Here is an 11,328-nt window from a genome sequence, read left to right on the forward strand (position 1 = left end):
CGTTGCGGGCCGGCCTCAGCGGCCGATCTCCATGTCGCCGCCGGGTCCGAAGTCGGCCTCTTCGTACAGGCGCCGCACCTCGATCTCACAGGTGATGCCGATGAAGGGCGCCGGGAAGCGGCTGGCCCAGGCGCGGGCCTCGTCTTCGGAGCGCACCTGGATCAGCGTGTAGCCGGCGATCAGCTCCTTGGTCTCGGCGAAGGGACCGTCGATGACCTCGCGCCGGCCATCGGCGTGATAGCGCTGGCGCCAGCCCTGGCGGCTCGGGCGCAGGCCGGCGCCATCGAGCAGCACGCCGGCGCGGGCCATCTCCTCGTGGAAGGCGCCCATGTCCTCGAAGAGTTGGGCGAACTCGGGGCCGGGCTTGTCGCCGCGCTCGCTGGTGTCCGTCGCGCGGACCTGGATCATGAATCGCATGGCAGGCTTTTCTCCTGGTGAGGTGGCAGCGCCTTTCGCTGCCTTCATGCCTACGACGATCCGGCCGGTCCGGAATCGACAGGGACCGGGAAACTACCTAGCCATCCGCCCGGGAGCCGCCGGGCGGCGGCTCAGGCGTAGCACGGCCCCACGCCTCGGATCTCTACCGTGGCCCATTCCGCGGCCGGGCAGCGCCCGGCCCAATGCAGCGCCACGGCCGCGTCCTCGGTGTCCAGCAGGAAGAAGCCGCCCACCATCTCCTTGGCCTCGGCGAAGGGGCCGTCCAGCACCTGCACGTCGTCGGCACGGCGGGTGAGGCGCCGTGCGGCGGTGCCCAGCGATTCGCGGGCGATCAGCAGGCCGGCCTCCTGCAGCTCGGCACCGAAGTCCAGCATGCGCTGATAGGCGGCCTCGCCCTCGGGACGGCTGCGGGCCGCACGTTGGCCCAGCGGTTCGACGATGAGGAGCATGTGCGGCATGGCGGTCTTGCGGAACGGTTGGGGCGCCCATTCTGAGGCCGGTGCCGGGTCAGCTGGCGGTCGGTGGCCTGTCCATCCCGGCTGACGACCGGAGGGCCGGTACGCCGAAGCCGCGTCGTGCCCCTGCCTTCCAGACTGACGGGCCCTCCACGTTGCGTTCTCCGGCCCATGGCCCATCCCCATTACGACCTCATCGTCATCGGCAGCGGCCCGGGCGGCGCCAGCCTGGCGCACCGGCTGGCCGCCACCGGCAAACGCATCCTGATCCTCGAACGTGGCCAGTACCTGCGGCGGGAGGAAGCCAACTGGAGCCCGCAGGCGGTGTTCGTCGACGGCCGCTACCAGGCGCGCGAATCGTGGGTGGACCGCGATGGGCATCGCTTCGCGCCGCAGCTGCACTACTGCGTGGGCGGCAATTCGAAGGTCTACGGCGCCGCCCTGCTGCGGCTGCGCGAGCGCGACTTCGGCGAGGTGCGGCACCACGGCGGCCTGTCGCCTGCCTGGCCTCTGGCCCACGCGGACTTCGCACGCTGGTACGACGAGGCAGAGGCCCTCTTCCACGTGCATGGCCTGCGCGGCGACGACCCGCTGGACCCCGGCACGACGCCGTACCCGTTCGCGCCGGTTCGACACGAGCCCAAGATCGCGGAGTTGAATGAGCGGCTGCGCGGCCTGGGCCTGAACCCTTTCCACCTGCCGCTGGGCATCCTGCTCGACCAGCAGGCCGACGGCTTCGCCACGCCCACCAGCACCTGCATGCGCTGCTCGTATTTCGACGGCTTTCCCTGCCTGCTCAACGGCAAGGCCGATGCGCAGGTGATGTGCATCGACCCCATGCTGCGCGACCATGCCAACGTCACGCTGCTCACCGGCGCCTATGCCGAGCGGCTGGAGACCGATGCCACCGGCCGCCGCGTGACCGGGGTGGTGGTGCGGCGCAATGGCGTCGAAGAGCGCCTGACCGCCGGCACGGTGGTGGTGGCCTGTGGCGCCCTCTCCTCGGCCCTGCTGCTGCTGCGCTCGGCCAACGACCGCCATCCGCGCGGCCTGGCCAACGGCTCCGACCACGTGGGCCGCAACTACATGCGCCACGAGATGTCGGTGGTCATGGCGGTCATGAAGGAGGTCAACGACACCGTCTTCCAGAAGACGCTCGCCCTCGGCGACTTCTACTTCGGCAGCGACGACTGGGACCATCCCCTGGGCCTGATCCAGATGTGCGCCACCAGCCATGCCGACCAGATCAAAGGCGAGGCGCCACTGCCCGGCCTGATGAAGCACCTGCCCGAGATGCCCTTCGAGGAACTGGCCCGCCACTCCATGGACTTCTGGCTGCAGGCCGAAGACCTGCCCGACCCCGACAACCGCGTCTACTACCGCGACGGCGAGGTGCATTTGGACGTGCGTCCCACCAACGCCGAGGCCCTGCGCCGCCTGAAGGCCAAGCTGGAGCAGGTGCTGTCGGCCATCGGCTGGCCGGCGGTGCTGGTGGAGCGCTCCCTGTACCTGGGCAAGGACATCCCGCTGTCGGGCACCGCCCACCAGGCCGGCACCTGCCGTTTCGGCACCGACCCGGCCACCTCGGTGCTGGACCTGGACTGCCGCGCGCACGAAGTGGACAACCTGTACGTCACCGACGCCAGCTTCTTCCCCAGCATCGGTGCGGTGAACCCGACGCTCACCATCATCGCCAACGCCCTGCGGGTGGCGGACCGGCTGAAGGACCGGCTGTGACGGCGGCGGACTGGGCCACGCTGGGCGCCCGGTGCGCGATGGTGATGCTCTTCCTGCCCTTCAGCGCACTCGACAAGCTGCTGGGTTTCGGTCATGCCGTCCGGCAGGCGCAGCAGGTGTTCCGTCCGCCCTGGCTGGCCCGCGCAGCCATCGCCGCGGGCCTGGTGGTCGAGGTGGTGTGCAGCCTCGGTGTGGTGAGCGGCGTGGCGGACCGCGCCGCCGCCCTGATGCTCGCGGCGTACTGCGTGGCCACGGCGGCGCTGTTCAAGCGCTTCTGGCAGCCGCGCGACTTCTGGCGCGATGCCGATGGCCGCGCGCGCGGGTTGTTCTGGGACTTTCTCAAGAACCTGTCGCTGGGCGCGGGCTTCGTGCTGCTGGCGCTGGGCGCGGACGGGCGCGGATGGCAGGCCTTCGTCGACGCACCCCTGGCGTCGAGCCGGCCGTATGCGGCAGGCGCGCCCGCTGGCGCGAACCGCTGACCGCACGCCCCGCCGTGCCAGGGCGTGGCCGTTCAGGGAACGGTCAAACACCCCCCGGTTTTTGTTAACAAAATGTTTACAAGTAAGAAGTTGGCGCTATATTTCGCCGCAATGCACGTGGCCTGAGCGCCGCCGCAGACGAGAAGGCGCCACCCGCGCGTTCGGATTCATCACTTCCACCATCGAGATCCACCATGGCAATCCGCGAACTCTCCTCCCAAGAAGTCAAGTCCGTCGCCGGCGGCACCTGGCTGCTCGGCTGCTTCTCCTTCTGCCTGCCCAAGATCACCTGGTGCGCGCCCAAGCCTTGCGCCCCCAAGCCCAGCTGCACGCCCAAGCCGTCCTGCGGCGACGGCGGCTCGGTCTGAATCCAGCCGGGCGCGGCCAGGTCGCCTTGGGCGCCGCCTGACCGCACCGCCGTCTGCCTCGCACCCGAAGGTGCAAGGCCACGGCCCTTCTTCCGGGAAGGGCCGTTTTTTTCGTCGGGGGCTGCGCCCTGACGACGATGGAGCCGCACGGCTGAGCGCCGGCGGCCACGCACCCCGCCTTTGTTCCTGCCCGCACCGATGACGGACGAATCGCCGCTCTTTCGCCCCGAAGCCCTGGACGCGCAACGGCCGCGCAGCCTGGGCCCCATCGTGCTGGCCCAACCCCTGTCCTTTCTTGTGCTGGCCGCGCTGGCTGCGGCCAGCGCGCTGGCGCTCGGTGCGTTCCTGGCCTGGGGCAGCTACACCCAGCGCACCAGCGTGGGCGGCCAGCTGCTGCCCGAGGGTGGCTGGGCCAAGGTCTATGCGCCGCAGGCCGGGGTGGTGACCGACAAGCGGGTGGCCGAGGGCCAGACGGTGCGCGCCGGCGAGGTGCTGTACGTGGTCTCGCTCGACCGTCGCAATGCAGCCGCACCCGACGGCCTGTCGGCCATTGCGGACCAAGTGGCCCGGCGCCGCGACAGCCTGCGCTTCGAGCTCGAACGGCTCGCCCCACTGCAACGCGAGCAGCGGGCCGCTACGCAGCGCCGCCTGGCCGCCGCGCAGGCCGACGTGCAGGTGATCGACCAGGCCATCGACGGCCAGCGCAAGCGCGTGGCCCTGGCCGAAGACACCTTGCAGCGCTACCGCGGCCTGCAGCAGAAGGACTTCATCTCCGTCGAGCAGGTGCAGCTGCGCGAGGCCGACTGGCTCGACCAGCGCGCGCGTCTGCAGGCGCTGGAGCGCGACCGCCTTGCCGCCACGCGCGAGCTGGCCGTGCTGCGCGGCGATCTGGAGCGCATGCCCATCGAGCAGGAGCGCCAGAGCGGCGAGCTGCGCCGTGCCCTTTCCACGAGCGACCAGGAGCTGGTGGAAAGCCAGCTGCGCCGCAGCGTGCAGGTGGTGGCGCCGCGCGACGGGGTGGCCACCGCCGTGGCTGCCGAGCTGGGCCAGGCGGTGGACCCGGCGCGGCCGCTGCTGTCCATCGTGGCGCCCGGCGCGCGGCTGCAGGCCGTGCTGCTGGCGCCCAGCCGGGCGGTGGGCTTCGTGCGCGAAGGCCAGCCGGTGATGCTGCGCTTCGACGCCTTCCCGTACCAGAAATTCGGCCACGGCGAGGGCAAGGTCGCGCAGGTGGCGCGGGCCGCCCTGTCGGGCCAGGAGCTGCAGGTGCTGGCCGCCTCGGGCATGGAGCTGCCCGGTGCCGCCGGCGGCGAGGCGCTCTACCGCATCACCGTCGACCTGGCGCGCCAGAGCGTGACGGCCTATGGCCAGCAGCAGCCGCTGCAGGTGGGCATGCAGCTGCAGGCCGACATCCTGCAGGAGCGGCGCCGTCTGTACGAATGGGTGTTCGAGCCCCTGTGGACCCTGACCGGAAAGTGGTGATGACGCTCCCGACCCTGCTGCAGTCCGGCTTCGGCCTGCGCCGCCTGCCCCTGCTGCTGCAGACCGAGAACACCGAATGCGGCCTGGCCTGCCTGGGCATGGTGGCCGGCTACCACGGCCAGCGCAGCGACCTGGCCTCGCTGCGCCGGCGCTTCGCCGTCTCGCAGAAGGGCGCGACGCTGGCGCAGCTGATCGACATCGCGGGTGCCCTCGGCCTGACGGCGCGACCGCTGCGCCTGGAGGTGGAAGACCTGCCGGCGCTGCGCCGGCCCTGCATCCTGCACTGGGGAATGAACCACTTCGTGGTGCTGCGCAAGGTGGGCCGCAACGCGATCTGGATCCACGACCCCGCCAGCGGCGCGCGCCGCGTGGGCATGGACGAGGTCTCGCGCCAGTTCACCGGCGTGGCGCTGGAGCTGTGGCCCGGTGCCGAATTCCGCACCTCGGCCGCGCCGCCCGCGGTGCGCCTGCGCGACCTGGTAGGCCGCGTGCATGGCCTGGTGCCCGCAGGCACGCAGGTGCTGTTGCTGGCCCTGGCGATCGAGGCCTTCGCCCTGGCCGCGCCCTTCTACCTGCAGTGGGTGATCGACCGGGTGCTGGTGGCGGCCGACCGCGACCTTCTGGCCACGCTGGCGCTGGGCTTCGGGCTGCTGATGGTGCTGCAGCAGGTGTTCACCGCGGCGCGCAGCTGGGTGCTGCTGCACACCGGCGCCAACCTGCAGCTGCAATGGGGCGCCTCGGTGCTCGCGCACCTGCTGCGGCTGCCGGTGCAGTACTTCGAACGGCGGCACCTGGGCGACGTGGTGTCGCGCTTCGGCGCGGTCGAACAGATCCAGCGCACGCTCACCACCTCCTTCTTCTCGGCGGTGATCGATGGGCTGATGTCGGTGCTCGTGCTGGGCATGATGTTCCTCTACAGCCCGCCGCTGGCCTGGCTCGCGGTGGGCGCCATGCTGCTCTACACGCTGGTGCGGCTGCTGTGGTTCCGCCCGCTGCGCGACGCGAGCGAGCAGGAGATCGTGCACCAGGCCAGCCAGCAGTCGCACTTTCTGGAGACGGTGCGCGGCGTGCGCGCCGTCAAGCTCTTCCAGCGCCAGAACGAGCGCATGTCGGCCTGGCTCGCGCTCATGGCCGAGCAGGTCAATGCCAATGTGCGCGGCCAGCGGCTGCTGATCGGCTTCCAGGCGGTGAGCGGGCTGCTCTTCGGGCTGGTGGGCATCGCCGTGCTGTGGCTGGGCGCGCACAAGACGCTGGACGGCGTGATGACCGTCGGCGCGCTCATGGCCTTCAAGGCCTACCAGGACCAGTTCGACCATCGCGTGACCACGCTGATCGAACGCATCTTCGAGTTCCGCATGCTGCGGGTGCAGGCCGAGCGGCTGGCCGACGTGGTGCTCACGCCGGCCGAGCCGCGCGCACCGCTGGCCGGCCCCGCCGCCGTCGCGCGCCAGCCGGCCACGCCGCCGACGGTACGGCTGGAGAACCTGCGCTTTCGCTATGCCGACACCGAGCCCTGGGTGGTGGACGGCATCAGCCTGGAGATCCCGCCGGGCCAGTCGGTCGTGTTCGTCGGCCCGTCGGGCTGCGGCAAGACCACGCTGGTCAACCTGCTGCTGGGCGTGCTGACGCCGGTGGAAGGCGACATCCACGTCGGCCCCACCAGCCTGCGCCGCAGCGGCGGCGAGGCGGTGCGCCCGCTGATGGCGGCGGTGATGCAGGACGACGTGCTCTTTGCCGGCTCCATCGCCGACAACATCGCCTTCTTCGACCCGGCGCCGGACCGTGATCGCATCGTCCACTGCGCGGCCCTGGCGCAGGTGCACGAGGACATCGACGCGATGCCCATGGGCTACCACACGCTGGTGGGCGACATGGGCGCGGCGCTGTCGGGCGGGCAGAAGCAGCGCATCTTCCTGGCGCGGGCGCTGTACCGGCAGCCGCGAATCCTGGTGCTGGACGAAGCCACCAGCCACCTGGATCTGGCGCTGGAGCAGGCGGTGAACGAGGCCGTGCAGTCGCTGGCGCTCACGCGCATCCTGGTGGCGCACCGGCCCGAGACCATCCGCAGTGCCGACCGCGTGGTGCGGCTGGCGGGAGGGCGCGTGGTGGAGGACACGGGTGCGCCCGCGCAGGACGCCGGCGCTTCTCACGCTGCTCCCGGCCCCCGCGCCAGCGCCTTCGAGGCGGCGGGATGAGCGGCTTCGCACGGCCACTCTGCGCCCTGGGGCTGGCCCTGGCCGCTGGCCTGGCCTGCGCTGCGCCGCCCACCGCCTACGACCCGCTGGGCAGCCGCCAGTCGCTGGCCGGCCTCCCGCCGCCGGGTCAGCCACCGCTCGGCGATGCCACGCTGCCAGGCTGCCCGCCGCCCTTCGCCGGCGGCCGCATCGGTCTGGCAGAGGCGGTGCAGCGCGCGCTGTGCCGCGACCCGCGTGGACGACAGGCCTGGGCCGAGATCGACCTGGCCGCCGCCCGGCTGGGCACGGCGCGCAGCGCGTGGTGGCCGACGCTCAATGCCCAGGCCGGCATTGGCCGCGACGAGCAGCGGCTGCGCCAGTCCGCCACGGTGGGCGCGGCGGCCACGACCAGCACCTCGGCCTTCGACAACCGCAATGCGCAGCTCTCGCTGGCCTGGACGCTGTTCGACTTCGGCCAGCGCAGCGCCACCGAGGAAGGCGCGCGCCAGACGCTGCTGGCCGCCACCGCCAGCCGCAGCCAAGTCGTACAGCAGATCTTTCTGGATGCCGCCAACGCCTACCTTCAGCTGCTGCAGGCGCAGGGCGAGATGGCAGTGGCTCGCGAGACCGAGCGCATCTACCTGCAGGGCTTCCTGGCTGCCGAGGCCAAGCATTCGGCCGGCGTGGACGACCAGGCCGCCAAGCTGCAGATGCAGACCGCCTTTGCCCAGTCGGTGGTGGCGCGCGTGCGCGCCGAAGGCCAGCTGCGCACGGCGCAGGGCACCCTGGCCGCCGCCCTCGGCGAGCCACCCGGACGCCCCGTGGAGGCCGACCTGGACGCCACGCGCCTGCCCGACACCGCCTTCATCCGCGACACCGAGACGCTGCTGGCCCTGGCCGAGCAGCAGCATCCGCAGCTGCAGGCGGCACGGGCGCAGCTCGCAGCCGCGCAGGCCCGCAGCGCGGCCGCCGAACGCGCCGGCCGACCGACACTGAGCCTGGCCGCCAGCCAGGGCCTGACCCGCCGCAGCGGGAGCGAGGCCGCCACCGGCCTGGCCGACCGGCAGCGCGACCAGTCCGTGGGCCTGCAGCTGACGGTGCCGCTCTTCGACGGCTTCTCGCGCGTGTACGAGGCGCGCGCGGCCCAGGCAGAGGCCGCGCAGGCCGAAGCCACGCTGGCCGTGGCCAGCCGCAACATCGCGCTGGAGGTGTGGCAGGCCTACCAGGCCTTCCAGACCCAGAACCGGCAGCTCGACGGCACTGAGCGGCTGCTCGGCTATGCGACCCGCTCGCTCGAAGTGGCCCAGGGCCGCTTCAAGGCCGGCGTGGGTGGCACGCTGGAACTGCTGGAGGCGCAGCGCGCCCTGGCCGACGCGGCCCAGCAGCGCATCGGCGTGCTGTCGGACTGGCGCGCCACCCGGCTGCGGCTGGCGGCGGCGCTGGGGCAGCTGGGGTTGTGGAGCGTGCGGGGGGATTGAGGGCCGTGCCTGGTGGCGCGGCCGGCCCGGTCCGGTGAGCGAAGCCCTTCAGGCGGCGCGCGCCAGCCCCAGCACGGTCTGCAGCATCACCACCCGCGCCTGGCCGAGCACCATGCCCTTCCAGGCATCGTCGTCGCAGTAGAAGGCGTCCCGCACATCGCGGCGGATGGCGCGGCGCTGCACGTCGTCGGCTTCAGGGTGCCGATGCAGCCAGCAGTCGGCCCGCAGGCGGTCCAGCACCTGCTGGTCCGGCAGCGTTCCGAACTCCAGGCCCATGGGCGCGAAGAGGGCCTGTGGGCATTCGTCGTAGGCGGCACTCACCACCGGCCCCGACACGTCCGGCGACGCCGATCCGGCCTCGAACATGGCCAGCACGTCCGCGCCCCACAGCGAGCGCGCCAGCGGCAGGCCGGCCGCCCGTCCTGGGAAGATCTTCTCGCCATGGCCCCACGGGCCCAGGCCCGTGTGCACGTCGATCCAGGCCAGGTGCGTGGCGGTGGCCGCATGCTCGCGCAGCAGCGCGCGGATCGTGCGGTTGCTCCAGCTGGGCGCCGTGCCGCCGTAGAACAGGCCGTCCGGCACCGTGTACTGGCCGCGGCTCAAGGCCGCGCGGTAGGCCGCCATGCCATGCCGGGCGATGTAGTCCGCCAGGGCGGCGTCCTGCTCGGCCGTGGGCGGCCAGCTCGATGGAAGGGCGAGCGCATCGACTGCCGCGTAGTCGGCATTCACGGGCAGTGGCTGCGCGAAGTCGACGTGGTTGCGGTTGAGGTCGATGTTGTCCTCGTTGACACGCCGCAGGTGCGAGAAGCCGTGGGGATTGACGGCATGGACCAGCAGCAGCCCGAGGCCCGATTCGTCCAGCCGCCGCAGCAGGTCGTCGTCCCGCAGCAGCGCGACCTGGCAGCCGGAGCCGCAGAAGCCCTCCGGCCCGTGGGTGCCGGCGCTGACGATGATCAGGCGGCTCGCCTGCGCCGGTCCGAGGCGTGCGACATCCATCGCCAGCACCTCGCCCAGAGCACCCTGGTGGCCGGGCAACTCGATGGACTGGATGCGCGCGTGCCGGTCCTGCGCGGCATCCAGGAACTTGCGGCGGGCTTCGGCATAGCTGCCGGAGAAATGGGAGGCGATGGAAGACATGGCGAGGCAGTGGGCTGGGCCGTTTCCGGCCGACTGAACATGGATCGGTGAAGGACGCTGGCGCCGCGCTTCCAGGCGCCGGACAACCAGGGCCATTGTGACGAGCGATCGGCTGGAGAGCCGTGCACCGAAGAAGGCCGGCGGACCCTGGGCCTAAGATCGCTGGCCCTCGAACCTCCCCTGCCCAACCCCATCGTGCCACCGACCGAACCGACCGCCCCTATCCAAGAACCCACGCTATGGAGCGACGAGCGCTGGACCGCGCGCGTCATCAAGAACGAAGACGACGACGGATGGGCCGTCGCCATGACGCGGCAGGGCGATGCGGAGCCGGCGCTGGTCGGCCCCTGGACCATGGGCCGCGACAAGAAGAACCCCAAGCCGCTGGACACGGCGGCCTTCCATACATTGGTCAAGACCGCCAACGAAGTGCTGAGGCGCCACGAACAGCAGTTGCATGCGCGGCTGAACAAGAGCGTGAGCGTCGGCGCGGGCTCCGAGCGGATCCGCGTGTCGCTGCAGATCGTGCCCGACGAGGACAACCCCTACGCCATCCTCCGCGCACAGGACGAGTCCGGCGAGGCGCTGGGTGAAGCACGCGTGCCGCCGACCTTCAAGCTGACGACCGAGAGCGCTGCCGCCTGGATCGACGGCGGCTACCAGCGGCCATCGCGCTGACCGGGCCGCGCACGAAGGCACGGCCGTTGCGGCCTCACCAACCGGCCGAGCCTGGCTCGCCCTTGAAAGGGCCAACGACCTCGGGCGTGATCCAGCCGGCGTAGAAGCGGCCGGGCTGCGGCACCACGCGGACGCCGTCGACCCAGCAGGCGAGCGGTTGCGGATAGAACGCAACGTGGTCGCGAAGTGCTGCGTAGGTCGGCTCGGGCGCTGGATAGAACCACGCCGCTGCTTCGAACCGTTGCCCGCCTGCCAACACGGTGAGGTAGCGCGCCTCCCCCTTCCACTCGCAGTAAGAGGTTCCCGCAGCCGGCACCAGCACTTCGGCGCGCACATCCGCGCGCGGCAGGTAGAAGGTCGGTGGGCTGGCGGTCTCGAGCAGCCGCAGGGCCTTGCGGGTGCGGGCGATCTCGACATCGCCCGCGCTCACCACGACCTCGCGCGAGTCCGCCTCGATGCGCGGCGGACGGGGATAGTCCCAGACCGATTCCTGGCCCGGGCCGGGCACCTGCGCGAAGGGCGGGCGCTCATCGCCGATGTGGCGCCATTGCGCACGGGCTCGCTGGAGGCGTTCGATTTCGTGGGTGTGGGCGTGTGGCGAGATCATGCGGCGAGATTCTGAAGACCCCCCCCGCCTTGCGCATTCGGCGCCGGCGGGAGGCCCTGCCCCTCCAAGTGCCACTGGGGGGCGCCTGTTGCCCCTCCAGCAGCGCCCCTCAGGCCGCGGCCAGGCGCTCTCGGGCCAATTTCGTCCCTGCCGCCAACGCCTCCAGCTTGCGCCACGCCACGTCCCGGCTCATCGGCGCGAGGCCGCAGTTCGTGCAGGGAAAGAGCCGCTCCTTCGGCACGAACTCCAGCGCCTTGGCGATGGTGTCGGCCACCTCCTCCGGCGTCTCCACCGCGTC

11 protein-coding genes and 1 pseudogene are annotated in these 11,328 nt (G+C 71.6%); 7 read left to right on the forward strand and 5 right to left on the reverse strand.

Annotation, left to right across the window (positions count from 1 at the left end):
- Positions 1-15 precede the first annotated feature (15 nt).
- Positions 16-417, reverse strand: coding sequence for a YciI family protein (locus tag BXA03_RS13450; protein WP_076508483.1), 402 nt, complete (start codon positions 415-417; stop codon positions 16-18).
- 131 nt (positions 418-548) lie between these two features.
- Entirely contained in the window at positions 549-896 is a 348-nt protein-coding gene (locus BXA03_RS13455; protein WP_076508485.1) for a YciI family protein, read from the reverse strand.
- Positions 897-1,064: 168 nt separating this feature from the next.
- Between BXA03_RS13455 and BXA03_RS13460 the strand changes: the two genes are divergently transcribed.
- The 6 genes from BXA03_RS13460 (at position 1,065) to BXA03_RS13480 (ending at position 8,608) form a co-directional block, all read left to right on the forward strand.
- A complete protein-coding gene (locus BXA03_RS13460) occupies positions 1,065-2,630 on the forward strand; it encodes a GMC oxidoreductase (RefSeq protein ID WP_076508488.1) in 1,566 nt (521 codons plus the stop codon).
- Positions 2,627-3,109, forward strand: a complete 483-nt coding sequence (locus BXA03_RS13465; RefSeq protein WP_234983678.1) for a DoxX family protein — start codon at positions 2,627-2,629, stop codon at positions 3,107-3,109. Before BXA03_RS13460 ends, BXA03_RS13465 begins: the two co-directional genes overlap by 4 nt.
- Positions 3,110-3,303: 194 nt before the next feature.
- Complete coding sequence (locus BXA03_RS26870; RefSeq protein ID WP_159444718.1) at positions 3,304-3,477, forward strand: hypothetical protein; 174 nt, start codon at positions 3,304-3,306, stop codon at positions 3,475-3,477.
- Positions 3,478-3,675: 198 nt separating this feature from the next.
- On the forward strand, positions 3,676-4,956 hold the full coding sequence (locus BXA03_RS13470; protein WP_076508577.1) for an HlyD family secretion protein: 1,281 nt from the start codon (positions 3,676-3,678) through the stop codon (positions 4,954-4,956).
- Entirely contained in the window at positions 4,956-7,151 is a 2,196-nt protein-coding gene (locus BXA03_RS13475; RefSeq protein ID WP_234983679.1) for a peptidase domain-containing ABC transporter, read from the forward strand. Before BXA03_RS13470 ends, BXA03_RS13475 begins: the two co-directional genes overlap by 1 nt.
- The gene (locus BXA03_RS13480; protein ID WP_076508493.1) at positions 7,148-8,608 is read left to right on the forward strand and encodes a TolC family protein; all 1,461 of its coding nucleotides are present in this window, start codon (positions 7,148-7,150) and stop codon (positions 8,606-8,608) included. Before BXA03_RS13475 ends, BXA03_RS13480 begins: the two co-directional genes overlap by 4 nt.
- A gap of 48 nt (positions 8,609-8,656) precedes the next feature.
- Here the strand turns inward: BXA03_RS13480 and BXA03_RS13485 are convergent, their stop codons facing one another.
- Complete coding sequence (locus BXA03_RS13485; protein WP_076508496.1) at positions 8,657-9,745, reverse strand: M14 family metallopeptidase; 1,089 nt, start codon at positions 9,743-9,745, stop codon at positions 8,657-8,659.
- Between the two features lie 195 nt (positions 9,746-9,940).
- Here BXA03_RS13485 and BXA03_RS13490 point away from each other — a divergent pair, with 195 nt between their 5' ends.
- Entirely contained in the window at positions 9,941-10,423 is a 483-nt protein-coding gene (locus BXA03_RS13490) for a hypothetical protein (protein WP_234983680.1), read from the forward strand.
- A 34-nt stretch (positions 10,424-10,457) separates the two neighbouring features.
- On the opposite strand, the gene BXA03_RS13495 is transcribed toward BXA03_RS13490, so the two are convergent.
- Both BXA03_RS13495 and BXA03_RS13500 read right to left on the reverse strand, forming a co-directional pair.
- Complete coding sequence (locus BXA03_RS13495; protein WP_083716065.1) at positions 10,458-11,030, reverse strand: DUF427 domain-containing protein; 573 nt, start codon at positions 11,028-11,030, stop codon at positions 10,458-10,460.
- A 109-nt stretch (positions 11,031-11,139) separates the two neighbouring features.
- Positions 11,140-11,328 (reverse strand): annotated as a pseudogene (locus BXA03_RS13500) (methionine synthase); the annotation flags it as partial.

This window comes from Pseudacidovorax sp. RU35E, from assembly GCF_900156165.1.
In the GTDB taxonomy this organism is placed as follows: Bacteria; Pseudomonadota; Gammaproteobacteria; order Burkholderiales; family Burkholderiaceae_C; genus Xenophilus.

What these genes read in the sequence shown, in the direction of transcription:
- BXA03_RS13450 (WP_076508483.1), bottom strand. Translation starts at nt 417, where the DNA reads ATGCGATTCATGATCCAGGTCCGCGCGACGGACACCAGCGAGCGCGGC.
- BXA03_RS13455 (WP_076508485.1), bottom strand. Translation starts at nt 896, where the DNA reads ATGCCGCACATGCTCCTCATCGTCGAACCGCTGGGCCAACGTGCGGCC.
- BXA03_RS13460 (WP_076508488.1), top strand. Translation starts at nt 1,065, where the DNA reads ATGGCCCATCCCCATTACGACCTCATCGTCATCGGCAGCGGCCCGGGC.
- BXA03_RS26870 (WP_159444718.1), top strand. Translation starts at nt 3,304, where the DNA reads ATGGCAATCCGCGAACTCTCCTCCCAAGAAGTCAAGTCCGTCGCCGGC.
- BXA03_RS13470 (WP_076508577.1), top strand. Translation starts at nt 3,676, where the DNA reads ATGACGGACGAATCGCCGCTCTTTCGCCCCGAAGCCCTGGACGCGCAA.
- BXA03_RS13475 (WP_234983679.1), top strand. Translation starts at nt 4,956, where the DNA reads ATGACGCTCCCGACCCTGCTGCAGTCCGGCTTCGGCCTGCGCCGCCTG.
- BXA03_RS13480 (WP_076508493.1), top strand. Translation starts at nt 7,148, where the DNA reads ATGAGCGGCTTCGCACGGCCACTCTGCGCCCTGGGGCTGGCCCTGGCC.
- BXA03_RS13485 (WP_076508496.1), bottom strand. Translation starts at nt 9,745, where the DNA reads ATGTCTTCCATCGCCTCCCATTTCTCCGGCAGCTATGCCGAAGCCCGC.
- BXA03_RS13495 (WP_083716065.1), bottom strand. Translation starts at nt 11,030, where the DNA reads ATGATCTCGCCACACGCCCACACCCACGAAATCGAACGCCTCCAGCGA.